The 24,659-nt window shown below is 63.8% G+C and carries 23 protein-coding genes; 8 read left to right on the top strand and 15 right to left on the bottom strand.

The features are described from left to right. Window positions 1-14 precede the first annotated feature (14 nt). Entirely contained in the window at window positions 15-3,584 is a 3,570-nt protein-coding gene (gene dnaE, locus J7347_RS02755; RefSeq protein WP_209161199.1) for a DNA polymerase III subunit alpha, read from the bottom strand. 138 nt (window positions 3,585-3,722) lie between these two features. On the opposite strand from dnaE, the gene ychF reads away from it, so the two are divergent. Together ychF and J7347_RS02745 are read left to right on the top strand one after the other, a co-directional pair. Beyond that, window positions 3,723-4,823 (top strand): redox-regulated ATPase YchF, encoded by a 1,101-nt coding sequence (gene ychF / locus J7347_RS02750; protein WP_209160731.1) that lies wholly within the window; start codon window positions 3,723-3,725, stop codon window positions 4,821-4,823. Between the two features lie 70 nt (window positions 4,824-4,893). Further along, window positions 4,894-5,712, top strand: a complete 819-nt coding sequence (locus J7347_RS02745; RefSeq protein WP_209160730.1) for a DUF1206 domain-containing protein — start codon at window positions 4,894-4,896, stop codon at window positions 5,710-5,712. On the opposite strand, the gene J7347_RS02740 is transcribed toward J7347_RS02745, so the two are convergent. The 5 genes from J7347_RS02740 to J7347_RS02720 all read right to left on the bottom strand — a co-directional run bounded on the left by J7347_RS02740 (window position 5,702) and on the right by J7347_RS02720 (window position 8,832). Beyond that, window positions 5,702-6,040, bottom strand: a complete 339-nt coding sequence (locus J7347_RS02740; protein ID WP_209160729.1) for a hypothetical protein — start codon at window positions 6,038-6,040, stop codon at window positions 5,702-5,704. The two genes, J7347_RS02745 and J7347_RS02740, sit on opposite strands and share 11 nt — an antisense overlap. A gap of 61 nt (window positions 6,041-6,101) precedes the next feature. After that, window positions 6,102-6,581, bottom strand: coding sequence for a glutathione peroxidase (locus J7347_RS02735; RefSeq protein WP_209160728.1), 480 nt, complete (start codon window positions 6,579-6,581; stop codon window positions 6,102-6,104). Between the two features lie 7 nt (window positions 6,582-6,588). Then, the gene (locus tag J7347_RS02730; RefSeq protein ID WP_209160727.1) at window positions 6,589-6,870 is read right to left on the bottom strand and encodes a hypothetical protein; all 282 of its coding nucleotides are present in this window, start codon (window positions 6,868-6,870) and stop codon (window positions 6,589-6,591) included. A gap of 26 nt (window positions 6,871-6,896) precedes the next feature. Beyond that, a complete protein-coding gene (locus tag J7347_RS02725) occupies window positions 6,897-7,598 on the bottom strand; it encodes an ABC transporter ATP-binding protein (protein WP_209160726.1) in 702 nt (233 codons plus the stop codon). After that, window positions 7,591-8,832 (bottom strand): lipoprotein-releasing ABC transporter permease subunit, encoded by a 1,242-nt coding sequence (locus J7347_RS02720; RefSeq protein WP_209160725.1) that lies wholly within the window; start codon window positions 8,830-8,832, stop codon window positions 7,591-7,593. Before J7347_RS02720 ends, J7347_RS02725 begins: the two co-directional genes overlap by 8 nt. Window positions 8,833-9,029: 197 nt before the next feature. Between J7347_RS02720 and purF the strand changes: the two genes are divergently transcribed. The 3 genes from purF to J7347_RS02705 all read left to right on the top strand — a co-directional run bounded on the left by purF (window position 9,030) and on the right by J7347_RS02705 (window position 11,654). Beyond that, window positions 9,030-10,517 (top strand): amidophosphoribosyltransferase, encoded by a 1,488-nt coding sequence (gene purF / locus J7347_RS02715; protein WP_209160724.1) that lies wholly within the window; start codon window positions 9,030-9,032, stop codon window positions 10,515-10,517. Beyond that, window positions 10,517-11,248, top strand: coding sequence for an SDR family NAD(P)-dependent oxidoreductase (locus tag J7347_RS02710; protein WP_209160723.1), 732 nt, complete (start codon window positions 10,517-10,519; stop codon window positions 11,246-11,248). Before purF ends, J7347_RS02710 begins: the two co-directional genes overlap by 1 nt. Before the next feature lie 73 nt (window positions 11,249-11,321). After that, on the top strand, window positions 11,322-11,654 hold the full coding sequence (locus J7347_RS02705) for a PilZ domain-containing protein (RefSeq protein ID WP_209160722.1): 333 nt from the start codon (window positions 11,322-11,324) through the stop codon (window positions 11,652-11,654). Here J7347_RS02705 and J7347_RS02700 read toward each other — a convergent pair. Genes J7347_RS02700 through J7347_RS02685 form a run of 4 tightly spaced genes read right to left on the bottom strand, consistent with a single transcriptional unit; the run spans window position 11,636 to window position 16,540 of the window. After that, window positions 11,636-12,829 carry a serine hydrolase domain-containing protein gene (locus J7347_RS02700; protein WP_245173773.1) on the bottom strand — a complete coding sequence of 398 codons (1,194 nt, stop codon included), beginning with the start codon at window positions 12,827-12,829 and terminating at the stop codon, window positions 11,636-11,638. The two genes, J7347_RS02705 and J7347_RS02700, sit on opposite strands and share 19 nt — an antisense overlap. Then, window positions 12,826-14,070, bottom strand: coding sequence for a cyclopropane-fatty-acyl-phospholipid synthase family protein (locus J7347_RS02695; protein ID WP_209160721.1), 1,245 nt, complete (start codon window positions 14,068-14,070; stop codon window positions 12,826-12,828). Before J7347_RS02695 ends, J7347_RS02700 begins: the two co-directional genes overlap by 4 nt. 40 nt (window positions 14,071-14,110) lie before the next feature. Continuing rightward, window positions 14,111-15,505, bottom strand: a complete 1,395-nt coding sequence (locus J7347_RS02690) for a deoxyribodipyrimidine photo-lyase (protein WP_209161197.1) — start codon at window positions 15,503-15,505, stop codon at window positions 14,111-14,113. Window positions 15,506-15,550: 45 nt separating this feature from the next. Then, on the bottom strand, window positions 15,551-16,540 hold the full coding sequence (locus J7347_RS02685; RefSeq protein WP_348521540.1) for a metal-dependent hydrolase: 990 nt from the start codon (window positions 16,538-16,540) through the stop codon (window positions 15,551-15,553). On the opposite strand from J7347_RS02685, the gene J7347_RS02680 reads away from it, so the two are divergent. Then, window positions 16,539-17,258 (top strand): phosphatase PAP2 family protein, encoded by a 720-nt coding sequence (locus J7347_RS02680; RefSeq protein WP_067678876.1) that lies wholly within the window; start codon window positions 16,539-16,541, stop codon window positions 17,256-17,258. The genes J7347_RS02685 and J7347_RS02680 overlap by 2 nt on opposite strands. A gap of 64 nt (window positions 17,259-17,322) precedes the next feature. On the opposite strand, the gene J7347_RS02675 is transcribed toward J7347_RS02680, so the two are convergent. The 3 genes from J7347_RS02675 to J7347_RS02665 form a co-directional block, all read right to left on the bottom strand. After that, window positions 17,323-17,991 (bottom strand): hypothetical protein, encoded by a 669-nt coding sequence (locus J7347_RS02675; protein WP_245173771.1) that lies wholly within the window; start codon window positions 17,989-17,991, stop codon window positions 17,323-17,325. A 111-nt stretch (window positions 17,992-18,102) separates the two neighbouring features. Next, window positions 18,103-19,137, bottom strand: coding sequence for a 2-oxoacid:ferredoxin oxidoreductase subunit beta (locus tag J7347_RS02670; RefSeq protein WP_209160719.1), 1,035 nt, complete (start codon window positions 19,135-19,137; stop codon window positions 18,103-18,105). Continuing rightward, entirely contained in the window at window positions 19,134-21,164 is a 2,031-nt protein-coding gene (locus tag J7347_RS02665) for a 2-oxoacid:acceptor oxidoreductase subunit alpha (RefSeq protein ID WP_209160718.1), read from the bottom strand. Before J7347_RS02665 ends, J7347_RS02670 begins: the two co-directional genes overlap by 4 nt. Window positions 21,165-21,395: 231 nt before the next feature. Here J7347_RS02665 and J7347_RS02660 point away from each other — a divergent pair, with 231 nt between their 5' ends. Further along, window positions 21,396-22,349 carry an alpha/beta hydrolase gene (locus J7347_RS02660; protein WP_209160717.1) on the top strand — a complete coding sequence of 318 codons (954 nt, stop codon included), beginning with the start codon at window positions 21,396-21,398 and terminating at the stop codon, window positions 22,347-22,349. Beyond that, window positions 22,346-22,828, top strand: coding sequence for an RNA pyrophosphohydrolase (locus J7347_RS02655; RefSeq protein WP_067678893.1), 483 nt, complete (start codon window positions 22,346-22,348; stop codon window positions 22,826-22,828). Before J7347_RS02660 ends, J7347_RS02655 begins: the two co-directional genes overlap by 4 nt. Before the next feature lie 69 nt (window positions 22,829-22,897). Here the strand turns inward: J7347_RS02655 and J7347_RS02650 are convergent, their stop codons facing one another. After that, complete coding sequence (locus J7347_RS02650; protein WP_156501937.1) at window positions 22,898-23,404, bottom strand: tetratricopeptide repeat protein; 507 nt, start codon at window positions 23,402-23,404, stop codon at window positions 22,898-22,900. An 81-nt stretch (window positions 23,405-23,485) separates the two neighbouring features. Further along, complete coding sequence (locus J7347_RS02645; RefSeq protein ID WP_209160716.1) at window positions 23,486-24,658, bottom strand: RsmB/NOP family class I SAM-dependent RNA methyltransferase; 1,173 nt, start codon at window positions 24,656-24,658, stop codon at window positions 23,486-23,488. Between the last annotated feature and the right edge of the window lies 1 nt (window position 24,659).

Raw genomic sequence — 24,659 nt, 5'->3', positions numbered from 1 at the left:
TCTCCTTGCGTTTATTACGCAACGAGGCGCAAATGCCCTCCGCTGCGTCTTGTCGTTAATTGCACCTTGGCAAGACCGGGCGCGCTTGCCAAGCGTTCGGCAAGCTCCCCGTCCAGAGCGAAGCTACGGCCAAGGCACAGCGTCGGTTCGATCGCGGTGCCTGTGCGCAGGGTCGCGACGACCTCCCCCGTGCCCTTCGCGCTGCCCAGCTCGGCCTGGAGCATCGCCAGCGCCCCTGCATCGAGAATGTCGAGCGTCAGCGTCATCCGCGCGTTCTGGGACACCGCCTCCAGCGGCGTTCCCCCGCGCACGGTAATCCGGGGCGGTTCGTCGGGGCTCGGGCTGTCGAGCTCGACCTGAAGCAAGATGCAGGTCTGGTCTTCCGCCCATTTGACGAAGCTGTCGACCATGGATTCCTCGAAGCAAGCGGCGCTGAACTGTCCGGATGCGTCGGAAAATTCGACGCGCACGAACGGTTTGCCGCGTCGCGTCGTGTTCTTGTGCGCCTTTTCCACCATGGCCGCCATTACGGCAGGCGCCCTTCCCCCCGCGGGCGCGCCACCGCCCATCAGCGAGGCATAGCTGCGCGCGCCATTGGCAGAGGCGACCTGTCGCCACGCCTGGACTGGGTGATCGGAGAAGTAGAAGCCGAAATTCTCACGCTCCCTCTCCATCATTTCGGCGCGCGGCCAGGGATCGGTTTCCTTCAAACGCAGGTCCGAATTCGCCTGCTCCTCGCCTCCGAAAAGACCCGCCTGCCCGCTCGACCGCTCGCGCGCCGCCGCATCGGCGACTGCGAGGAGGAGATCGCAATTGGCGAAAACCTTCGCGCGATTGGGCTCCAGATCATCGAGCGCTCCGGCCGAAGCGAGCGCTTCCAGTTGGCGGGAATTCATCGAACCCTTCGGAACTCTTTCGAACAAGTCCTTGAGACTTTCGAACTTTCCGGAAACCTCGCGTTCCGCCACGATGGTTTCCATCGCCCTCTCGCCCACATTGCGAATGCCCGCCAGAGCATATCGTACGGCATAGCCGTCATCCGTCTGCTCCACGGTGAACTCCGCTTCGGAGCGATTGATACACGGAGGGGCGATTTTGACGCCGCCTTCGCGCAAGGGAGAGCGCCGTGCATCGTCCACGAAGATCGCCAGCTTTTCCGACTGGTGCATGTCGAAGCACATGGCGGCTGCGAAAAATTCCTCCGGATAATGCGCTTTCAGCCATGCCGTCTGATAGGCGAGCAGCGCATAGGCCGCGGCGTGCGATTTGTTGAAGCCGTATCCTGCAAACTTATCGATCAAATCAAAAAGTTCATTGGCTTTCTTCGCATCGATTCCGCTCGTTTCGGCACAGCCATCGATGAAACGCTGGCGCTGGGCGTCCATTTCCGCCTGCACCTTCTTGCCCATCGCACGGCGCAAGAGATCGGCATCGCCAAGCGAGTATCCGGCAAGGATCTGCGCGGCCTGCATGACCTGTTCCTGATAGACGAAAATCCCGTAGGTTTCTGCGAGGATGCCTTCGAGTTTGGGATGCGGATAGGCGATCTCCACCTCGCCCGCCTTGCGCTGGCCGAACAGGGGAATATTATCCATCGGACCGGGTCGATAGAGCGAAACCAGCGCGATGATGTCGCCGAAATTGGTCGGTTTCACCGCCGTCAGCGTTCGGCGCATCCCTTCCGATTCCAGCTGGAACACGCCCACCGTATGACCGCTCTTCAAAAGCTCGTAGACCGTCGGATCGTCCAGCGCGAGTTGCGACAGGTCGATCGAAACGCCTCTTTTCTCAAGAAGATCGGTCGCCTTCTTGAGAACCGATAGAGTTTTCAGCCCGAGAAAGTCGAACTTTACGAGGCCGGAGCTTTCGACATGCTTCATGTCGTATTGCGTCACCGGCATGTCCGAACGCGGATCGCGATAGAGCGGCACCAGCTGGGCGAGCGGGCGGTCGCCGATCACCACGCCCGCCGCATGGGTAGAGGAATTGCGCGGAAAACCCTCCAGCTGCATCGCCAGATCGACCAGCCGCTTCACATCGTTGTCGTTATCGTATTCGCGCTTGAAATCGGCAGCGCCGTTGAGCGCGCGCGGCAGGGTCCAAGGGTCGGTCGGATGGTTGGGCACCATCTTGGTCAACCGGTCGACCTGACCATAGGGCATTTGCAGAATGCGTCCGGTATCGCGCAGCACGGCGCGCGCCTTCAACTTTCCGAAGGTGATGATCTGCGCGACATGATCGTGCCCGTATTTCTTCTGGACGTAACGGATCACTTCGCCGCGCCGGGTTTCGCAAAAGTCGATATCGAAGTCCGGCATCGAGACGCGCTCTGGATTGAGGAAGCGTTCGAACAGCAGGCCAAGCTTGATCGGATCGAGATCGGTAATCGTCAGCGCCCAGGCCACGAGCGATCCGGCACCCGAGCCGCGCCCCGGCCCCACCGGAATATCGTGATCCTTCGCCCATTTGATGAAGTCGGCAACGATCAGGAAGTAGCCGGGAAAGCCCATCTGATTGATGATCCCGACTTCGAAATCGAGCCGTTCGGCGTATTCGAGGAATTCCTGCCCCACGCCGCTCGGTTTGAGCCGGTCGATGGCGGGCTGCCGCGCTTCGCCTGTCGCTTCCAGGGCTTTTACAAGCTCGGCGGGACTGCAATCAGGATAGTACAGCGCCAGCCGCGCGGCGAGGCCTTTGCGCGCATCGTCGGCCAGCATCCGCGCTTCGCCTTCGAGATCGCCTGCGAGGCTCGGCAGGATGGGCGCGCGGTTCGGCGGCGCATAAGCACAGCGCTGGGCGATCACCAGGGTGTTGGCCGTCGCCTCGGGCAGGTCGGCGAAGGCCTCCTCCATCATGCTCGCCGTCTTGACGAAGCCTTCCGGATTGGAGCGCGCACGATCGTCCGCATCGACATGGGTCGAACCGGCGATGCACAGCATGGCGTCATGCGCCTTGTGCATGTGCGGTTCGGCGAAATTGGCCGGATTGGTGGCCACCAGTGGGAGGTCGCATGCAAAGGCAAGCTCGATCAGCGCCGGCTCGGCCCCCTCCTCTATCCGATCGCCGCGCCGGGCGAGCTCGACATAGAGCCGCTCCGGAAAAAGTGCCTGCAACCGGTCGCAATAATCCGCCGCATGGTTCGCCTGTCCCTCGGCCAACAGGCGCGTCACTGCACCCTCGCTCGCTCCGGTCAGCGCAATCAGCCCATCGCTATGCCCTTCGAGATCGCCAAGCCCGATATGCGGTTCGAACTCCAGCGGGCGGTCGAGATGCGCTTTCGAGACGAGGTGGCAGAGATTGTCGTACCCGGTCTCGTCCTGCGCATAGAGCGGCAGATAATCGACCTGCTTTCCCTCGCTGTCGCGCGCCACGCCGAGCAGGGTGCCGACGATCGGCTGAATACCCTCGTCGAAACATGCCTTCGCGAACATCACCGCGCCATAAAGGCCGTTGCGGTCCGCCAGCGCTATCGCCGGAAATCCACGCTCCTTCGCCAGTTTCGCCATCGCCTTCGGCTCGATCGCGCCTTCCAGCATCGAATAGGCTGACAGGACGCGCAAGGGTACGAAGGGCTTGAAGGGCATACGCTTCATATGCGGACTGCATTGGGATTCGCCAAGGCCGTCCGCCGCGATCTTCCCCCGTCCCGGCCTTACCGGGCTATGGCCTTTCGCGCGCACCGTCGCTAAGGGCGCGAGCCACACCATTTATCGGAGTTTACGATGGGTTTCCGCTGCGGGATCGTCGGCCTGCCGAATGTCGGCAAGTCCACCCTTTTCAATGCCCTGACCGAAACGCAGGCCGCACAGGCTGCGAATTATCCGTTCTGCACGATCGAGCCCAATGTCGGCCAGGTCGCGGTGCCGGACGAGCGGCTGGACAAGATCGCGGAAATCGCGAAATCGGCAAAAACCGTCCCCACCCAGCTTGCCTTCGTCGATATCGCAGGCCTGGTTAAGGGGGCGAGTAAGGGCGAAGGCCTCGGCAACCAGTTCCTGGGCAATATCCGCGAAGTCGACGCGATCGTCCACGTTCTGCGCTGCTTCGAGGATGACGACATCCAGCACGTGTCGAACAAGGTCGATCCGCTGGCCGATGCCGAAGTGGTCGAGACCGAATTGCTGCTCGCCGATATGGAAAGCCTGGAAAAGCGCGTTCCCAATGCTGAAAAGCGCGCCACGGCTGGCGACAAGGAAGCCAAGCTGATCGCCAGCGTGCTGGGCCAGGCGCTGGCACTGCTTCGCGAAGGTAAGCCCGCGCGCCTCGTCGAACCGAACGACGAGGAGGAGGCGCGCGTCTTCGCGCAGGCGCAATTGCTCACTGCAAAGCCTGTGCTCTACGTCTGCAACGTGGCCGAAGAGGATGCGGCAACCGGTAACGCGCTGTCGCAGGAAGTTTTCGCCAAGGCCGAGCGTGAGGGCGCGCAGGCGGTCGTCGTCTCGGCTGCCATCGAAGCGGAACTGGTGGCGATGGAAGCCGAAGAGCGGCGCGAATATCTGTCCGAACTGGGGCTGGAAGAAAGTGGCCTCTCGCGGATCATCCGTGCCGGCTACACGCTCCTGGGCCTTCAGACCTTCTTTACCGCCGGGCCGAAGGAAGCGCGCGCCTGGACTTTCCCGGCGGGCGCCAAGGCTCCGCAGGCGGCAGGCGAAATCCACACCGATTTCGAGCGTGGCTTCATCCGTGCAGAGACGATCGCATACGACGATTACGTCACGCTCGGCGGCGAGAGTCCGGCGCGCGAGGCGGGTAAGCTGCGCCAGGAAGGCAAGGAGTATCTGGTGCAGGACGGCGACGTGATGATGTTTAAATTCAACGTCTAATCCAGGCCGACCGGCACCATTATCGCTCTCGTCCGTTGGCGTGCCATACGACATTAACGGGGAGACAATAATGGTCGATAAATCGGAGAAATTCAGCTGGCTGGTGCGCGTGGGCTATTTCAGCCGCGCCATCCTGTATTCGGTTCTCGGCCTGATCGCGCTGACCAGTGCCGACCGAATTGCCGAAGGAACGAACGGTATTTTCCTGGCGATCGAGGATTACCCGGCCGGAAACGCGATCCTGTGGCTCATGGTCGTCGGCCTGACCGCCTACGCCTTGTTCCGGTTCGCTTCGACCTTCTTCGATATCGAAAACAACGGTTCGGACGCCAAAGGCTGGGGCAAGCGCCTCGGCCATGCGGGCAGCGGCATCGGCCACCTTGCGCTCGCCTTTTCGGCCTATAAGTTCGCCAGCGACAATAGCACCGGCGGCAGCGGCGGAGGCCAGAGCGGTGGCGGCGCGCAGGAAGCGGCATCCGGCATCCTGTCGATGGAGTTCGGCGGTATCGTGCTGGGCCTGCTCGGCCTCGCTTTCTTCGTGACGGCCATCTTCCAGGCGAAGAAGGGCATCACCGGCGAATTCATGCACCGCATCGCAGGCGACGCTCCCGATGCCACGCGCTGGATCGGCGGGGCGGGTTATCTGGCACGCGGCGTAGTATATGTCGTGATCGGCTGGTCGCTGTTCAAGGCCGGTTTCCTGTCCGCAGGCAGCGGTCAGGTCAAAACACTGGGCGATGCAGTCGCCTCCCTTGCCGGTCAGGGGATCGTCTTCACGCTGGTAGCGGTTGGACTGCTGCTGTTCGGGCTCTTCAGCCTGGTGCTGTCGCGCTATCGGATCATTCCAGAGCTGGATTCGAGCAAGGGCATTCCGAAGTTCAGAGTGTAGGCGGAGTATCCTTCGCCGCGATCTTGCGGCGCGTATCTCGCACAGTCGAATACGCGCCGTAGATCACCAGAACGGCGAGGAATATCCACACCCAGACCGGGATGTTTCGCCCCGCAATCGCCAGATAGAGATAGGCGGATACGAAGAAGAACCCGGCGAGCAGCGTCGGCACCACGGTCGATCGCCCTTCCCGCGCACGCTTCACCAGCCACGCAATCGAGGCGAGGAAGAACGGGATCGCTCCCACATAGATCGCGCCGAAGATATAAGGATTCACGCCGTATTCGGCGCCGAGGGCGAGAAACCACTGGTTGATATCGGATAGCATTGGCAGCGCTTAGAGGGCCGCCGCCTCCGATACAATCGCGCCGAAGCCAGCGCGATGCCAATCAGAGCAGCGCTTCGATGTCCGCCGCGATGCTTTCGGGCCGATCGGTCGGGGCATAGCGTTTGACCACCTGCCCGTCCCGATCGATCAGGAACTTGGTGAAGTTCCACTTGATGGCTTTCGAGCCGAGAAGGCCCTTGGCCTCCCCCTTCATCCAGTCGAAAACTGGGCTCGCATCGGGGCCATTGACGTCCACCTTCTCCATCAAGGGGAAGGTGACGCCGAAATTGACCTTGCAGAACTGCGCGATCTCGTCCGCATCGCCCGGCTCCTGCGCGCCGAACTGGTTGCAGGGAAAGCCGAGCACTTCGAAGCCGCGCTCGGCAAAGCGCTGATACAGCGCTTCGAGGCCGTCAAATTGCGGCGTGAAACCGCATTTGCTCGCCGTGTTCACCACCAGCAGGACCGTGCCGAGCTTGTCGACGAGGTCGAGCGGTTCGCCGCGATTGGTCGTGACGGTGAAATCGGCGATGCTTGTCATCGCCGCATCAGGCCTTGTGCGGATAATCGTCGAGCTGGGCCAGCGCGGTCACTTCCTTGGCCTGGAATTTCCGGTCACCCGCCTTGTCGATATAGTATTTGCTCCGCTCGTCTTCGGGCAGCAGCATCATGTGCTTGACCAGATCGGCGAAGGTGCCGTCGCGAAGGCCCTTGCCCTGATCGAGCAGGCCGCCGCCATCGTCCACACGGTGCAGCGAGGCGCGGTCGTCCCACTGGATGCCCTCACGATAGGTGTCTTCGGCGTTGTAAGTGCTGGGGTGGTCGGTCATGTCGGTAAAACTCCCTCGTTTTCGCTCTAACGAGCGGAATGCGATCCGGGTCCGTCGACCAGCACACCTTCGTGCAGGCGCACGACGCGGTCCATCCGGGCTGCCAGCCGCTCGTTATGCGTGGCGACGAGCGCGGCGCTGCCCTCGCCCCGAACCAGTTCGAGAAACTGGGCCAGAACCTTGTCGCTGGTCGCTTCGTCGAGATTGCCCGTGGGCTCGTCCGCCAGCACCAGCTTGGGTCGGTTGGCAAGCCCGCGAGCGACGGCAACGCGTTGCTGTTCGCCGCCGGAAAGCTGGCTGGGCCGATGCTCCAAACGATGGCCGAGACCCAGCGCGGTCAGAAGCTCGTCGGCGCGCGCTTCGGACGCATCGCGCGGCACATCGGCCACGAGCTGGGGCAGCACCACATTCTCGCGCGCATTGAAATCGGGCAGTAGGTGATGGAACTGGTAGACGAAGCCGAGGTGGTCGCGGCGCAGCAGCGTGCGGGCATGTGCGTCGCTTTTCTGGGCCGCCTGGCCGGCAATCGCGATCTCGCCGCCGAAACCGCCTTCCAGCAGCCCGACCGCCTGAAGCAGCGTGGACTTGCCCGAACCGGAGGGCCCCAGCAGCGCCACGATCTCGCCCGGCATGACCGACAGATCGACGCCGCGCAGCACGTCGATCCGGACCCCGCCCTGTTCGAAGCTGCGGGTCAGGCCGCGCAGATGGAGGACCGGATTACTCATAGCGCAACACCTGAACCGGATCGGTGCTCGACGCCTTCAAGGCCGGATAAAGCGTGGCAAGGAAGCTGAGGCCGAGCGCGAGCAGGACGATCATCGCAATCTCGACCGGATCGGCGCGCGCGGGGAGCGTGGAAAGGAAGCGGACCTGCGGATCCCACAGATCCTGCCCCGTCACCGCGCCGATGAATTCGACGATCGGCTGGCGGAAGAAGAGCACCACGGCGCCGAGCACCAGGCCCGCCACCGTTCCGATCGCGCCTACGGTAAAGCCGGTGGTGACGAAGATCTTGAGCAGGCTCTGCCGCGTGGCACCCATCGTGCGCATGATGGCGATGTCGCGCGTCTTGGCGCGCACCAGCATGACGAGGCTCGACAGGATGTTGAACGCGGCCACCAGCACCATGAAGCTGAGCGCGAAGGCCATGGCCACGCGCTCCACCTGAAGCGCTTCGAACAGCGACGCGTTGATGGTTTTCCAATCGGACACGATCGCACGGCCCGCCAGGCTTTCCTGCACCGGCGCAAGAATTTTCTCGACCTCGTCGGGATCGGTCACCGTGACTTCGATCATGCCGACCGTATCGCCGATGAGAAGCAAGGTCTGTGCGTCGGCCATCGGCATCACCACGAAGGATCCGTCATAATCGTAAATGCCGACTTCGAAGATCGCCCCGATCTCGTAGCCGACCTGTCGCGGCACCGTTCCGAACGGAGTCGAGCGGCCTTGCGGGTTAATGATCGTGATCGTGTCGCCCACCGTGGCACCGATATTCTGCGCCAGTCGCGATCCGATCGCCACCGTGTTGCTGCCCGCCTGCAAGCGCGCGATATCGCCCGCGACGACCTTGCTGCCGAGTTCGGTAATGTCCTGCTCGGTGTTGCCGCGCACCAGCACTGCCTCGACCCGGCCGTTGAAGCTGGTCAGCAGCGGTTGTTCGATCAGCGGCGAGGCATCGACGACGCCCGGCGTCGCGCGGACTTCCTCCAGCACGTTTTCCCAATCGTCCAGCCGCCCGCCATAGGCCTGAACGATGGCATGGCCGTTCAGCCCCACGATCTTGTCGAGCAATTCGGCGCGAAAGCCGTTCATCACGCTCATCACGATCACCAGCATGGCGACCGACAGCATCACCACGCCGATCGAGATGCCCGCGACCAGCGCGATGAATGCCTCGCCCTTGCCCGGAAGCAGATAGCGTTTGGCGATGGTCCATTCGAAGGGGGAAAGTAGCAAGGCGGCTCTGGTCTTGGCTGGTCAGGTCAAAGGCCTCTAGGGTGGGAAAGCTGGCGAGGCAATGAATAGCGTGGACGACACGCCACGGATCGTCCCGCAGCGCGCCGACATACCCTTGTAATCGGGCCGCAACATCGCCATTGGCAGCGGCGAGCCGCACCCCCCCATCGGCCCGACGGCAGGCCTGCGAGGCATCCATGAACATCACCCACCCCTTCCATCCCTCGGCGCATCAGGGGGAGGACGACGATCACCTGCGCGAGGAATGCGGCGTTTTCGGCGCCGTGAACGCAACCGATGCCTCCGCGGCGACCGCCCTGGGCCTGCACGCGCTGCAGCATCGCGGGCAGGAAGCGGCGGGCATCTGCAGCTTCGACGGGCGGGAATTCTATTCGCGCCGGGGCCTCGGCCATGTGGCGGAGAACTTCTCTGGCTCGGATGCGATCGCCGAACTGCCCGGCTTCATGGCGGCGGGCCATGTCCGGTATTCGACCACCGGGGGCGCGGGCCTGCGCAATGTCCAGCCGCTCTATGCGGATCTCGCGGGCGGCGGATTCGCCGTGGCGCATAACGGCAATATCTCGAACGCGATGAGCCTGCGCGCCGACCTGGTGCAGCGGGGCGCCATCTTTCAGTCGACGTCCGATACCGAGGTGATCATCCACCTCGTCGCCACCAGCCGCTATCCCACGATGATGGACAAGCTGATCGACGCGCTGCGCCTGCTGGAAGGAGCCTACGCGCTGATCGTGATGACGCCCGAGGGTATGATCGCCTGCCGCGATCCGCTCGGCATACGGCCGCTGGTGATGGGCAAGATCGGCGACGCGACTCTGTTCGCCAGCGAAAGCGTCGCCTTCGACGTGGTCGGCGCGGAAATGGTTCGCGAAGTCGAACCGGGCGAGCTGATCAAGGTGGATTTCGACGGCAATGTCGATTCGCTCCATCCCTTCGGCAATCACCGCCCGCGCCCGTGCATTTTCGAACACGTTTATTTCAGCCGTCCCGACAGCTTCTTCGCAGGCCGCAGCGTCTATGAAGCGCGAAAAGCGATCGGCGCCGAACTGGCCAAGGAAAAGCCGGTCGAGGCCGATCTGGTCGTGCCCGTGCCCGACAGCGGCGTGCCTGCAGCGATCGGCTATGCGCAGGCATCCGGCATTCCCTTCGAACTCGGCATCATCCGCTCGCACTATGTCGGGCGCACCTTCATCCAGCCGAGCGACGGCGCGCGCCATGCGGGCGTCAAGCGCAAGCACAACGCCAATCGGGAGTTGGTTCGCGGCAAGCGCATCGTCCTCATCGACGATTCGATCGTGCGCGGCACGACCAGCCTCTCCATCGTCGAGATGATGCGCGATGCGGGCGCGACCGAAGTCCACTTCCGCGTTGCCAGCCCGCCCACGGCGCATAGCTGCTTCTACGGCGTCGACACGCCGGAACGATCCAAGCTGCTCGCCGCGCGCATGGAGCTGGAGCCGATGCGCCAGTTCATCAAGGCGGACAGCCTGGCCTTCGTTTCGATCGACGGTTTGTATCGCGCAGTCGGGGAAGGACCGCGCAAATCCGCCTGCCCGCAATTCTGCGATGCCTGCTTCACCGGCGAATATCCCACCGCGCTGACCGATCTTTCCAAGCGCGACGAAGATCAGCGCCAATTATCCCTCCCCGTCGGAAAGGTGGCCTGATGGCGGCGATCGAAAACGAAAGGCCGCTCGAAGGCCGCACCGCGCTCGTCACCGGATCGAGCAAGGGGATCGGCGCGGCCACTGCCAAGGCTCTGGCTGCCGCAGGCGCGCATGTGATCCTGACCGGGCGCGACGTGCGCGCGCTCGAAGCGGTCGAGGACGCGATCCACGAACTGGGCGGCGCCTCCACGATAGCGCCGGTCGATCTGGCGGAGCCGGACGGTATCGCCCGTCTCGCCAGCGCGATTGCGGGCCGCTGGGATACGCTCGACGTGATGGTGATCGCGGCCGCTTATCTCCCCACGCTGACGCCGGTAACCCAGATCGATGCCAAGCAGTTCGGCCAGGCAATTACGACCAACATCCTCGCCACGCAGGCGCTGCTCGCGGCCTTCGACCCGCTGCTGAAGCGCGCGGATGCGGGCAAGGTCATCGGCCTCACCAGCAGCGTCGGCGAAACGCCGCGCGCCTATTGGTCGGCCTATGCCTCGACCAAGGCGGCGTTCGACAATCTGCTCGAAAGCTATGCGCAGGAGGTCGAAAAGGTCAGCAAGCTGCGCGTCGCAATCGTCGATCCCGGCGCCACGCGAACGTCCATGCGGGCCAAGGCCTATCCGGGCGAAGACCCCAAGACAGTCAAGGAACCGGCAGTCGTGGCCCAGCGGATCTTGGAGCTGGTGGTTAACGGCTATGAGAGCGGCCACCGAGAGCGCGTGGCGGAGCCCGGTTAACTCAATCCGTCAAAGCGGGATTAGGCGCGCCGAACGATAGTGATGGTGTTCCACCTATCGAGATCCAACGGCCATGTACCTGATTTCTCCCGATCGCTACGCAATCGCCGCCCAGGAAGACCGCTGCGCTCCGCGGACGCGCCTCACGATACCGGTACGCCTGCGTTTGTCCGGCGCGGGCGCGGTCGAGACCGTGGTGCACGATCTTTCGATTTCCGGATTTTCCGCCGCTACGCTGAACCGCATGCACGAAGGTCAATTGTGCTGGCTGACCCTACCCGGATTGGAAGCGCGCCAAGCCCAGGTCGTATGGTGGGATGCCTGCAAGGTCGGATGCGCATTCAGCGAAATGCTCAGCCCGATCGTCCATGAGAGGCTCCTGGCGCGTTATTCGCGCGATGGCTGATCCGCTGCCAATCGCGCGATCAGCGCTCTGAAAGCGTTGCGATTGGCATTGCTGGTCGCGGTCGGCCAATTGCTGACGACGGCGACCACCAGATTCTCCTCCGGCACCAGCGTGATCGCCTGGCCGAAAATGCCCTGCGCTCCGTACGCGCCCGGATAGGTCCACCACTGGTATCCGTATCCGAAGCCGGGCGCGTTCTCGAACGGGACCAAAGGCGCGGTCGCTTGCGCGAACCAATCCTGCGGGACGACGCCCTCTCCGCCTTCGAGCACGAACTGGCCAAAGCGCGCATAGTCCGACAGTCTTAAGGACAGACAGCATCCGCCGATATTCCCGCCCGTCAGATCCTGCATCCAGAACAAGTTGCCGGCGAAGCCTGCCGGGCGCGCGATCTTTTCGCCCGCATAATCGGCGAGACTGCGGCCCGTCGCCTCCTCCACGATCAGGCCGAGAAGGTTGGTCTCCAGCGTCTTGTAGACCCACTTCTCCCCAGCCGGCGCTTCGCGTGTCAGCGTGCGGGCATAGGTGATCGCCTGCGATTCCCCCGCCACCGGCGCGACTGCGAGCATCTTCGCCACGTCGCTGTTCGGATCAGTGTAATCCTCGTTCCAGGCGACGCCCGAAGTCATGGTGGCGATCTGGCCGACAGTGACACCGTCATAGGCCGTGCCTGCCAGCGCCGGCAGGATTTCGACGACCGGCTGATCGACGCTTTCGATCGCGCCGTCCGCGATCGCCGCGCCGAGCAGCGTCGACGTGAAGCTCTTGGCGACCGAGAAGCTGGTCCAGCGCCCTTCCGGCCCGAAGCCGAGCGCGTAATCCTCGAACACGACTCTGCCATCGCGCAGCACCATCAACCCGGCAGCATCGGTTTCGGCCACGAAGGCGCGCAAGGCGGCCTGCGTATCGGAACCGAGCGCAGTGCCGCGCGGCAGAGCGCGAACCGGGCCGGTCTGCGCCACTTCGAGACCGGGGAACAATCCCTCCATATCGCGGAAGGCGGCGGAGCGGCGCTCGTCGCTCCAGAAGAGGATCGAATCGCTCGGATCCATGCTCGCCATAGTCTCGGGCATGGATTGCGTGACGATGGCCGCCGGTTCCGGCGCCTGCATCGCCGTGGTGCTGCATCCGGCCAGCGCCAGCGCTGCCACCCCTGCAAGAAATCCGCGCATCATGTCCTCCCCTCCTTCACCAAGGTCACCTGGTGGACGTCGATCCCGCCCCCGCGAAACCCGCCCTCGCAATACATCAGGTAATAGCGCCACAGATCGCAGAACCGGGCGTCGAACCCGGTTGGCAGACTTCCGTCCGCCTCGGCCCGGTCGAAATTCTCGCGCCACACCTTCAGCGTTTCCGCATAGTCGATTCCGAAATCGATCTGGTCGCGCCAGGCGAGCCCGCGCGCTTCGGCGAGCGCGCGGAATTCGCTGGTGCGGATCAGCAGTCCGCCGGGAAAGATATAGGCCTGGATGAAATCGGCGCTCTGGGCGTAGGCCTCGAACAGATCGTCGCGCATGGAAATATACTGGATCGCCGCGCGCCCGCCCGGTTTCAGATTGCGAGCGATGCAATCCATGTAATTCGGCCAGTATTCGCGACCCAAAGCCTCGACCATTTCGACGCTGACGATCGCGTCGAACGTGCCGCTTGCGTCGCGGTAATCCTGCCTGCGAAAATCCGGCCCCGGATGATGCGCGCGTGCCCAGGCGAGCTGTTCGTCCGAAAGGCTGATCGCGGTCACTTCGCTGCCCCGATCCGCCAAATGCCCGGCGAGCGCGCCCCACCCGCACCCGATTTCGAGCACGCGCGATGCCGCGCCGATCCGATCCGACAATTCATTCCATTTGCGTTTCTGCGCCGCTTCGAGCGCGTCCGACCCGACGGCCAGCGCGGACGAATAGCTTATCGTCGGATCGAGCCAGGCGGTGTAGAAATCGTTTCCGAGATCGTAATGCGCCGCAATGTTGCGCTGCGCGCCCTGTTGCGTGTTGCGATTCCAGAAATGCGCCAGCTTCAGCGCATGGCGGAACGGGCCCTTGGCACGTGCCGTATCGCCCAGCCGCGCGGCGTGCTGCATGAACAGGGCGAACAGCGGTACCGGATCGGGGCTCGCCCATTCGCCCGCTTCCCACGCTTGATACCAGCCGACCGAGCCATTGCTGGCCAGCCGGACGAGCGCGTTCCAGCTCCTGAGATCGACCTCGCACTCGAAACCCGCAGCCCGTCCACCGAGGGTCCGCTTCGATCCATCGGGAAGCGTGGCATGCAGCGCCCCGCTCGTCAGCGCCGCATCGATCCGGTCGAGCACCTTGGCAAAACCCGGCGCGACCAATCGCGCCACCAGCCCCGGCTGGCGCGAAAAGCGCCGCGCCCCGTCGGTAAGACTATGGCCCCGCTGGCTGGTCGGCATATCCATCGCAGCGCCTATGACGCGCCGCGCCATGATCGACAAGCGGTCAGTCCTTGCTGGCCCTGTACGCCTCCAGCGCCCGTTCGCGCGCTTCCTTGTGAGCGATCATCTTCACCGGATAATCTCCACGCCTGTCGTCGGGCGGATCGTGGATGCAATAGTTATCCAAATCCGCCAGTTCGGGGACATATTCGCGGATATAATCGCCCGCATCGAACTTCTCGCTCTGCGTCAGCGGGGCCATGATCCGGCTGAACATATTGCTGTCCACGCCCGTGCCCGAAATCCACTGCCAGTTGACGCCGTTATTGCCGTAATCGGCATCGACCAAGCAATCCCAATACCAGCGTTCGCCATATCGCCAGTCGATCAGCAGGTGCTTCACCAGGAAGCTGGCGCAGATCATTCGGACGCGGTTGTGCATCCAGCCGGTCTTCCAGAGCTGACGCATGCCCGCATCGACCACGGGATAGCCGGTCATCCCCTTCTGCCAGCATTCCAGATCCTCGCGGATCAAGTGCCCCGCCTCGGGATTGCGCCACAAGGTCCGCTCGTCATAATCGCGATAGCTCTCGCGCGGATAGTCGGGAAACTGGTCGATCACGTTCTGCGTGTAATCGCGCCAGATCACTTCCTTGGCGAAGGTCTTCCAGCCATCCGACCGCTTGTCCTTGAGCCGGTGCCAGACGGTTGCGGGGCTGATCTCGCCCCAGTGCAGATGGGGGGAAAGGCGGCTGGTGCGATCGACCGAGGGAAGGTTGCGCCCATCGTCGTATTTGGCCACCTCGTCCGCCCACCAGTCGAGCCGGTCATGCGCCGCATCTTCCCCGACCTGCCAAAAATCGCGGATACCTCCGGCCCAGTTCGGCGATGTCGGGAGCAGCTTCCAGTCCGAAAGATCGTCGCTTTCGGGCCACGCGTCCGGGGAATGGATCGTCTCGGGTTCGGGCAGAGGATCGCGCGGTGGCATCTGCTCCAGCATCGCGTTGGAAAACGGCGTGTAGATCTTGTAGGGGTCGCCCGCATTGGTCGTCACGCTGCCGGGCGGAAGCAGGTAGTTTCCGTCATAAAGGCATAGCTGGCACTCGTCTCCGAGCGCGTCGCGAAGCTCGTCCTCGGCTTCCTTCCACCAGGGTTCGTAATGCCGCATCGCATGGATGCAGGCGGCCCCGGTCTGATCGGCGATCGCGGCGAGAACCTGGGCGGCATCCCCCTTGCGCAGCACGATCTGAGAACGCCGCTTTCCCAGCGATTTGCCAAAACTCTCCAGCGAGTGGTGAAGCCACCATTTCGAAGCCGCGCCATAGGCATGATCTCCGCCCCGATCCTCGTCGTAAACGAAGACCGGCAGGACCTGCCCGGCCTCGGCCGCCGCATGCAAAGCCGGCTGATCCTTCATGCGCAGATCGCGCCGTAGCCATACTATCTGTGTTCCGGAGATATCCGCCCCCTGCCCTCGATGATCGGTTCAGAAGCGAAAACCGTGCTAACCCTCCCGAGGTTCCGCGCAAACTCCATCCTCGAGCGGCACGGAGAAGCGCCCTCGACTGCGCGGATCATAGAAGCGCGCATCGTAGAGCGTATAGGAACCGTCCTCCTCGGGCACTACGAATGGCGTTCTTGCCCAGAACAGGAATGCATCGACATTCGGATCCTGCGCCCGAGCTGCGGCGAGGTCGCAGGAAACGAGAGGGACGCCGGGCAAAGCCTCTCCATCGATAGCGTAAAGGCCCTTGCCGCCCGTGATGATCTCGCGCTCCCACGACCTCAGTGGCGGTGGGCTGGCGATGACCAGTTCATTCCCGGTCGGGCCTTCGGCAGCGCCGTTCTCGGCCGCGTAAGTAAGCGCTCCGTTCACACCGATATAGCCGAGACCGAGTGCCACCGCGGTCCGCGCAGGTTTGCGCCAATTTCCGCCGCGTTTCTCGCGCCGCAGCGAAATCCATGTCGCCGATCCAAGCACCAGCCAGAGAAACGGATCGATGATGAACAAGGTGTCGCCGTAAAACCATCGGCTCGAAAACGGTTCGAGCAGCCGGATACCGTACACATTCAGCCAATCGAGAGCGGGATGAGTGAGGCATCCGAGCAAGCCCAGCAGGTAAAGCCATCCGAAGCTCATCGGCAGGCGCGCGGCAGGCCTCGTCCCGCGTTTCGCCTGCCAGCGATCGAACCCGTAAAGCAGCCCGGCCAGCACAAACGGCAAGAGCAGCCATGCGGGCGGGCCATGCGTAATCCCGCGCCGGAAGGCGAGATGTTGGGTACCGTCGAGCCAGAAAAAGCAGGCTGCATCGATGTCGGGCAAGTTCGCCCCGATAATGAGGGCAGGCATGGCGAGACCGGTCTTGCGCTTCAGCCCCGCCTGCCCGATCAACGCGCCGACCAGCGAATGGGTAAGATTGTCCAGCGTCCGTCTCCCTGGCGGCCCGTCGAGAAAGGATGCATCGCCGCGCCCGATCGGTATAGCCGCGCCCATGCGGCTTTCCACCCTCAAGACCTATCTCCACCGCGAACAGCGCCTTCTGATCGGTCTCGCGATCGGCGGTGCACTCGCCACCCTATTCATCAAGCTGGCGGGCGAGATGAGCGAGGGCGAGACCGCGGCTGTCGATATCGCGATCCTGAAGGCGCTCCGCCTGCCGGGCGATCCTGCGGTGCCTGTCGGACCGTCATGGCTACTCGGTTCGATGCGCGACCTGACCGCGCTGGGCGGTGTAACCGTGCTGACCCTCGTTTCGCTGCTGGCCGTCACCTTCCTGTTGGTTCGCGGACGCTGGCACCAGGCGCTCTACACAGCGGTGGCGACCGGCGGCGGCGCGGTGATGGGCAAGCTCCTCAAATCCCTCTTCGCGCGCGAGCGGCCGGAAATCGTGCCGCATCTGGTCGAGGTCCATTCGCTGAGTTTTCCCAGCGGCCATTCGACCAACAGCGCGATCGTCTATCTGACGCTCGCCGTCCTGATCGCGCGCAGTTACGAATCGCGCCGTACGCGCGGTTTCGTGATCGGTGTCGCCGCGTTGCTGGTTCTCATGATCGGGATGACGCGGGTCTATCTGGGAGTGCATTTTCCGAGCGACGTGCTCGCCGGATGGACGGTGGGCGCGGCGTGGGCCCTGTTCATGGGCCTGATCGCGACAAAGCTTCAGCAGCGAAACCGCATCGAGGCTCCAGAAGGCAATTCAGGGCCTGCTTGACCGCACGAAAAAAGGGGCGCCGGATCGCTCCGACGCCCCTTCCTGGGGTCTATCGCACCAGTCGCTACATGGACGATCCGCCCGGCGTGCGGGCGCTGTTGCGAGCGGCCGTGAATTCGCCGTCACTCAGATAGGTGTTACCGTCCTCGTCGAAATAGAAGAAGGTCTTGCCCGCTTCATTGATCTGGTCGGTCGAGATGTAAGGCTTGGTCTGATCGTTCTCGACCGGCGTGTTCGGATTGGCAGGGACTGCCCAGATCGCATATTCGGCGACCGAAAGCTGCCCGTCCGAATTACGGTCGAGATAGGCGAAATCCATTTGCGAGCGCGCGGGCAAGGCGGCAACGTTCGAGCTGTCGGGACTATCCCCCATCGAGGCGTCCGAATTCGAGCCGCCGGACGTCGACGTGGTATTTGCGCTGGACGCACCGGTCATGCTGCCACTGTTCGACCCCATCGCATCCGAGTTGCTGGGGGCCGAAGAGTTTTCGGCCATCATCGCATCGCGGTTCGTGTCGTATTCGTCACTGACAGCCTGGCGGTCCATCGCATCGTAGGATGCCTGCTGCGTTTCGTTCAGCTCGCCGCCGACCGGCATCGCATCGTCATCCATGACGGCCACGTCCATATCGTCCGCGGCTTCCTGAGTGATCGGGGTCTCGTCCTGCTGATCGGAACAGGCGGCAAGTGCGAGCGCGGCGGTCGATACGGCGAGAATGGTGAATTTTTTCAAGGGTAAGCTCCTGTTGCAACGCGCGCTCTCGGTCATGGGCGCGCTTGCCCCCTCTACGGACGAGACGCCCGATGGTTCATTTTCAGGAAAGGATTGCAGCCAAACAGTCGATCAGACCGGATCCTGCGCCGTGCCGCTGACCGTCCAGGTCTGCCCCTTGGCGAGAAGTTTGGCGAGGTTGGCTTCCTTGCCCGCGCTGGCCTGCTCTCGCTCCGCAATCACGGCGCTTTCGAAAGTCGGGCGCGGATCGTCGTAAAGCACGCCGAGCGCCATCGGGAACGGCCCGAACGGCATATCGACCAGCATGTGCGCGACCTGACGCTTGGTGACATCGTGAACCAGCACGCCCGCCGCTTCCCAGTTCCCGTCCGCGACATCGACGACCTTCAGTTCGAGCGCATCGCGGTCGAGCGCGATGCCCTTTTTGTCGCCCGCGAACAGCATCGGCTTGCCGTCCTCCAGCCAGAGCTGGCGATCTTCCGCCCCCTTCGGCGCGGCGAAATCGTCGAACACGTCCTTGTTGTAGACGATGCAGTTCTGGAAAATTTCGATGAAGGCAGCCCCCTGATGGGCATGCGCGGCCTTGAGCACGTCGGGCAGGTGCTTCGACACGTCGAACCCTCGCCCGACGAAGCGCGCGCCCGCGCCCAATGCGAAGGCGGCGGGCTTGGCCGGATGGTCCACACTGCCGAGCGGGCTGGACGGCGAGCGCGTTCCTTCGCGGCTCGTCGGCGAGGCCTGGCCCTTGGTGAGGCCGTAAATCTCGTTGTTGAACAGCATGATCTGCATGTTCACGTTGCGGCGCAGGACATGCATCAGGTGATTGCCCCCGATGCTCAGGCCGTCGCCGTCGCCGGTCACCAGCCAGATATCGAGCTCCGGATTGGCGAGCTTCACGCCCGTCGCCAATGCGGGCGCACGGCCATGGATCGTGTGGAAGCCGTAGCTTTCCATGTAATAGGGGAAGCGGCTGGAACACCCGATACCGGAGATGAACACCGTCTTCGCAGGGTCCGCCCCCAATTGCGGCAGCGTGCGCTGGACGGCTTTCAGGATCGCATAATCCCCGCAGCCGGGGCACCAGCGGACCTCCTGGTCGGTTTCCCAGTCCTTGAGCGTGGTTTCGAATTTAGCGGGTGCGTTCACGAGCGCGTTTCCTTGGATTGGGGGGAGACGTCGTCGCGGAACGACCCGTCATCGTGGCCCGATTCGAGATTGGGCAGCTGATCTTCGTTGACGGCGACCTGACCACCTTCATTGCCGTCGATCCCGTCGAAATATTTCGCGATCGCGGCTTCCAGTTCCGCGATTTGGAAGGGCTGGCCGCTGGTCTTGGTGAGCGGGGTTGCATCGACCAGGAACTGGTCGCGCAGCACGGTCTTGAACTGGCCGGTGTTCATTTCCGGTACCAGCACATGGTCGAAACCCTTGAGCAATTCGCCGAGATTGCCGGGCAACGGCCAGATGTGACGCACATGGATGTGGCTGACCGAACACCCCTTCGCGATGCTGCGGCGCACCGCCTGATGGATCGGGCCGTAGGTGCTGCCCCAGCCGACCACGGCGAGCGCTCCGGTCTTCTCGCCCAGCGCCACTTCCTGATCAGGCACGGCGATATTCTCGACCTTGGCCTTGCGCAGATCGGTCATGCGCTGGTGGTTGTCGGGCGAATAGTCGATATTGCCGGTGGTCTCGTGCTTCTCGATCCCGCCGATGCGATGGAGCAGGCCGGGCGTGCCCGGCTTGACCCAAGGCCGCGCGCCCTTCTCGTCACGCTGGTAGGGCAGGAAGGTGTCGCCGCCGTCTGCATCCTTGGCGTTCGGCGTATCGAGAAATTTCGCCGGGAACGGCGCGAAATCGGCCGGGTCGGGCACTTTCCACGGTTCGGCGGCATTGCCGATGTAGCCATCGGTCAGCAGCATCACCGGCGTCATGTATTCGACCGCGATGCGGCAGGCTTCGATGGCGACTTCGAACGCGTCGGACGGGCTGCGCGCGGCGATCACCGGCATGGGCGCATCGCCGTTGCGGCCATAGACCGCCTGATAGAGATCGCTTTGCTCGGTCTTTGTCGGCAGACCCGTGCTCGGTCCGCCGCGCTGCGAATTGACGATGACGAGCGGCAGTTCGGTCATGATGCCGAGCCCGATCGCTTCGGTCTTCAAGGCGATGCCGGGGCCGGACGAGCTGGTGACGCCCAGCTGCCCGGCATAGCTCGCACCGATGGCGGCGCAGACTGCGGCGATCTCGTCTTCCGCCTGGAAGGTAGTGACGCCGAATTCCTTGAGGCGCGCCAGATGGTGCAGGATCGCGCTCGCCGGCGTGATCGGATAGCCCCCGAAGAACATCGGCAGTTCGGCCAGCTGCGCACCAGCGACGAGCCCGAGCGATACCGCTTCGGCCCCGGTCACGGTGCGATAGAGGCCCGGCTCGCTCTCGACCGGATCGACATGCAATTGGCGGAACACATTGCCCTGCGGCCCCGACAGTTCCGCCGTTTCGCCATAAGCGTGGCCCGCATCGAGAGCGGCGATATTCGCATCCGCGATGTCCGGCGCCTTGGCAAATTTCGACTTCAGCCAGTCATGGATCGGTTCGCGCGGGCGATCGAACATCCACAGCGCGAGGCCGAGCGTCCACATGTTCTTGGACCGCAGCGCATCCTTGTTGCCGAGGCCGAAGGGCTTGACCGCTTCGATCGTCTTTTCGCTGATGTCGAAGGCGAGCAGGTCGAATTTCGCCAGGCTGCCGTCTTCCAGCGGATTGCTGTCGTATTTAGCCTTGTCGAGATTGCGCTTGGTGAAGGCACCGGTGTCCGCGATCACCAGCCCGCCGGGCTTCAAGGCCGCCAGATTGGTCTTCAGCGCGGCCGGGTTCATCGCCACCAGCACGTCGGGCGCATCGCCCGCAGTGTGGATCGCGCGGCTGCCGAAATTGATCTGGAAAGCCGACACGCCGAACAGCGTGCCCTGCGGCGCGCGGATTTCCGCCGGGAAATCGGGGAAGGTGGCGAGATCGTTGCCTGCCAGCGCGGTCGACAGCGTGAACTGTCCGCCGGTCAGCTGCATCCCGTCTCCGGAATCGCCTGCGAACCGGACGACGACGGAATCGAGTCCCGTATCCGCTGCTGTCTGATCGAGGCCGTCTTGCGGCGCGGCGGCGGCGTTGGCCATCCGGGGCATCCTTGCGTCAGGGGTGCCGGGTGCGGCACCTTTGTTCGGGGTGCCGAGTGCGGCACCGTGTATCTCGGGCGCCCAGCCGGACGCCCTTCGTGTGGAAGGCGACCTAAGTGTCGCCCCACCCTCCCGCAATCAATATTCTCTGCTAGCCGACAAATGGCGGCTGGAAAACCGGGGGGCAGTCGCTACATCCCTTCGCCTACGGCAGAGACAGGAGAGGGAACAATGGCCGATAAAGAACCTTTCGTGCGCGAGGATGTGCGCGGTTTCCTGACCATGCTCGAACAAATCGGCGGCAAGGGTGTGGAGGAAGTCGGCGCCGAAATGGGGCGCCAGCAGATGCGCGCTATGGGCAGCCTCGCCGAAGCACCCGCGCGCGGCATGGCGGTCAAGCGCGACCTCGCCTGCCCCGGCCCGGCAGGCGACATCCCGCTGCGGTTCTACGATACGAAGGAAACGCGCGAAGCCGGGCCCTGCGTCGTCTTCTTCCACGGTGGCGGTTTCGTGATCGGCGATCTCGAAGTCTACGATTCGCTTTGCACCGAAATCGCGCATCGGCTCGATCTGCCGGTCGTCTCGGTCGATTACCGGCTCGCGCCCGAACACCCTTTCCCCGCCGCGCCCGACGATTGCGAAGCCGCGGCACGCTGGGTCGCATCTTCTCCCGAAGAGCTGGGCCGCGAAATCACCGGCCTCGTCCTGACGGGCGACAGCGCGGGCGGCAATCTGACGATCGTGACGACCAATGCGCTTACGAACGATCCGGCAGACGTGCCGGTGCTGGTTCAGGCCCCGATCTATCCGGTGGCGAGCGACATAACGAAGCATGAAAGCTTCGCCAAATTCGCCGACGGCTACCTGCTCACCGGATCGGCCATGGCCTGGTTCACCAAGCAGTATGTCGGCGATCCGGACGATCCGCGCAACACGCCGATGGTCGGCGATTGTTCTAACACCCCGCCGACGGTGCTGTGCACCGCAGGGCTCGATCCCTTGCGCGATTCGGGGCGCGAATACGCCGCCCATCTGATCCAGCAGGGGACCGAAGTGGCCTATTTCGAATTCCCCGGCATCATTCACGGCTTCACCACGCTTCGCAAAGCGATTCCGAGCGGTCAGAAGGATGTCGAAGCGTTTCTCGCAGCGATCCGCAACAAACTCGATCGGATCAAGGCATGAGCGGGACGAGCGAACTCGGCTATCGCCCCTGTGTCGGCGTCATGCTGGTCAACGCGAAGGGACAGGCCTTCGTCGGGCGCCGGATCGATACCAAGGAAGGCGATTGGTGGCAGATGCCCCAGGGCGGCGTCGACGAGGGCGAGGATCTGAGAGATGCGGCCTTGCGCGAATTGCACGAGGAAACCGGCGTTACGGAGGAAAACGTCACCATCCTCAAGGCGACCGAAGAACCGATCCGTTACGACCTGCCCGAGGAGTTGATCGGGAAATTGTGGAACGGCCGGTATCGCGGTCAGGAACAGGTCTGGTATCTCGCCCGCTTCACCGGCAGCGACGAGGACGTGAATCTCAACGCCCACGATCCGGCGGAGTTCTGCGACTGGAAGTGGGTCGAGGTGGACGAGCTTCCCGACCTGATCATTCCGTTCAAGAAGCGCGTCTATCGCACAGTGGTGGAAGCGTTTCGCGAGCTGGTCTGACGATTCACCGCCACGCGAGATATCTCATCGCAGGGAAATCGGAGATCAGGAGAGGTAGCCTCTCCGCCTTCAATTGTCCTGCGTCACCTGGGCGTCCGGCATCACCGCTTCGGCGGTCAGCACGCGCTCTTGCGGCCCAGCGGCGATCGAGGCGGCGAGGCTCGTCGTTTCCGAGCAGCCCCCGCCGCACAGCGATTCCAGCTTGGCGAGATTGAGCCGCGCCTTTTCCAACGCGCCCTTTTCCACCAGCGCTTCGCCCTCGCCAGCGATGGCGGCGATATTGCCGGGATCGCGGGTCAGCGCCTCGCGGTAATAGCGGATGGCCTTGCCCTGCAATTGCTCTTGCCGCGCGGCTTCGGCCAGACGGATCAGCACTGGCGTATAGGCGGGATCGACGGTCAGCGCGGCTTCGTACGCGTCGATCGCGGCCTGCGTATCGCCCGCATCGAGCGAGGCCTGGCCCTGCGCAATCAGCACCGCAGCGCGCGGCGACGGATCACGCTGCGCGCCCCAACTCACGCTCGCAGTCAGAGCGAGGGCCAGCGAAAGGGCGGCGGCAGCAGGGGCAAAACGCATGATCGTCTCCAGAACGTCGTGACGGTGATGGACCGTTTGGGGCTTGACCGGAAATGGCATCACGAACGCCGAATACCACGCTCAACCTGCACAGGCGATGAAAAACCCGTCGGTCCCGTCATGGAACGGGGATAGGCGCCACCCCTGCCCGCGACTGCGTCCGAGCGGCAGGGCAAGCGTTTGCGCCGTCAGCGCCGGATGCCGACCGAGGAAGGCATCGAAGCGTTCCGCACCTTCTTCGTCGAGCAGCGAGCAGGTGATGTAGACGATCCTGCCGCCCGGCTTCACCAGCTGGGCCGCGATGTCGAGAACGTGGTTCTGCAAATCGCGCAGCCGGGCCAGTTCCGCTTCGTCCAGCCGCCAGCGCGCTTCGGGATTGCGGCGCCAGGTGCCGGTGCCCGAACACGGCGCGTCGACCAGCACCGCATCGGCCTGACCGGCACAATCGGCCAGCGCCTCCATCTCGCGCTTCGGGTCGAGCAGGCGGGTCTCGATCATGTCCGCCCCGGCGCGTTCGGCGCGCGGTTTCAGGCGGGACAGGCGGCTGCGATCGGTGTCGGTGGCGACCAGCCGGCCCAAGCCGTCCATGGCGCCAGCGAGCGCGAGCGTTTTGCCCCCGCCCCCGGCGCACAAATCGATCACGGTCTCGCCCGGCTGCGCGGCCAGCGCGAGGCAGGCGAGTTGCGAGCCCGTATCCTGCACCTCGATCTTGCCGTCGCGAAATTCAGGCCATTGTTCGACCTGCGTGCCGGTCGGCAGACGCAGCCCGTGCGGCGTGGCGGTCGGCTCGGCTTCGACCGGAAGCACCAGAGTGGCGCGCGCGGCCTTGAGAGCGTTGACGCGAATATCCAGCGGCGCGCGATCCAGCAGAGCCTCGGCCTCGCGCCCCTCGACACCGGATTTGGCCAACCGGTCGGCCAACCAGTCGGGCGCCACGCCGCCCTTGGCGGGCTGCTCGCTCTCGCCGATCGGCGCCGGGCCGTATTGCGACCCGTCGAACAGAGGGAGGATCGACGGATCGACCTCGGCCAGACGCAGCATCGCTGCGCGGCCCGTATCCGGCACCGGTCCGCAGGCGCGAATGGCGGCATAGACCAGCTCGCGGATCGCACGGCGGTCCTTCGATCCGGCGAAGCGGTTCTGCTTGAACCAGTCGCCCAGGATCCGGTCGGCAGGCGCGCCTTTCGAGCGCGCCGCCAGAATGACCGCATCGAGCAATTCGATCGCGGTCTGAACGCGCGCGGCAGGTGTCATG

This window comes from Erythrobacter sp. A6_0, assembly GCF_017744235.1.
Taxonomy (GTDB): domain Bacteria; phylum Pseudomonadota; class Alphaproteobacteria; order Sphingomonadales; family Sphingomonadaceae; genus Qipengyuania.
Note: the sequence above shows the minus strand (reverse complement) of the source record. Positions and strands in the feature narration are given on the sequence as shown.

Coding starts and splice junctions, on each gene's coding strand:
- dnaE (WP_209161199.1), bottom strand. CDS start 3,584: ATGCCCTTCAAGCCCTTCGTACCCTTGCGCGTCCTGTCAGCCTATTCG.
- ychF (WP_209160731.1), top strand. CDS start 3,723: ATGGGTTTCCGCTGCGGGATCGTCGGCCTGCCGAATGTCGGCAAGTCC.
- J7347_RS02745 (WP_209160730.1), top strand. CDS start 4,894: ATGGTCGATAAATCGGAGAAATTCAGCTGGCTGGTGCGCGTGGGCTAT.
- J7347_RS02740 (WP_209160729.1), bottom strand. CDS start 6,040: ATGCTATCCGATATCAACCAGTGGTTTCTCGCCCTCGGCGCCGAATAC.
- J7347_RS02735 (WP_209160728.1), bottom strand. CDS start 6,581: ATGACAAGCATCGCCGATTTCACCGTCACGACCAATCGCGGCGAACCG.
- J7347_RS02730 (WP_209160727.1), bottom strand. CDS start 6,870: ATGACCGACCACCCCAGCACTTACAACGCCGAAGACACCTATCGTGAG.
- J7347_RS02725 (WP_209160726.1), bottom strand. CDS start 7,598: ATGAGTAATCCGGTCCTCCATCTGCGCGGCCTGACCCGCAGCTTCGAA.
- purF (WP_209160724.1), top strand. CDS start 9,030: ATGAACATCACCCACCCCTTCCATCCCTCGGCGCATCAGGGGGAGGAC.
- J7347_RS02710 (WP_209160723.1), top strand. CDS start 10,517: ATGGCGGCGATCGAAAACGAAAGGCCGCTCGAAGGCCGCACCGCGCTC.
- J7347_RS02705 (WP_209160722.1), top strand. CDS start 11,322: ATGTACCTGATTTCTCCCGATCGCTACGCAATCGCCGCCCAGGAAGAC.
- J7347_RS02700 (WP_245173773.1), bottom strand. CDS start 12,829: ATGATGCGCGGATTTCTTGCAGGGGTGGCAGCGCTGGCGCTGGCCGGA.
- J7347_RS02695 (WP_209160721.1), bottom strand. CDS start 14,070: ATGGATATGCCGACCAGCCAGCGGGGCCATAGTCTTACCGACGGGGCG.
- J7347_RS02680 (WP_067678876.1), top strand. CDS start 16,539: ATGCGGCTTTCCACCCTCAAGACCTATCTCCACCGCGAACAGCGCCTT.
- J7347_RS02685 (WP_348521540.1), bottom strand. CDS start 16,540: ATGGGCGCGGCTATACCGATCGGGCGCGGCGATGCATCCTTTCTCGAC.
- J7347_RS02665 (WP_209160718.1), bottom strand. CDS start 21,164: ATGGCCAACGCCGCCGCCGCGCCGCAAGACGGCCTCGATCAGACAGCA.
- J7347_RS02660 (WP_209160717.1), top strand. CDS start 21,396: ATGGCCGATAAAGAACCTTTCGTGCGCGAGGATGTGCGCGGTTTCCTG.
- J7347_RS02655 (WP_067678893.1), top strand. CDS start 22,346: ATGAGCGGGACGAGCGAACTCGGCTATCGCCCCTGTGTCGGCGTCATG.
- J7347_RS02650 (WP_156501937.1), bottom strand. CDS start 23,404: ATGCGTTTTGCCCCTGCTGCCGCCGCCCTTTCGCTGGCCCTCGCTCTG.
- J7347_RS02645 (WP_209160716.1), bottom strand. CDS start 24,658: ATGACACCTGCCGCGCGCGTTCAGACCGCGATCGAATTGCTCGATGCG.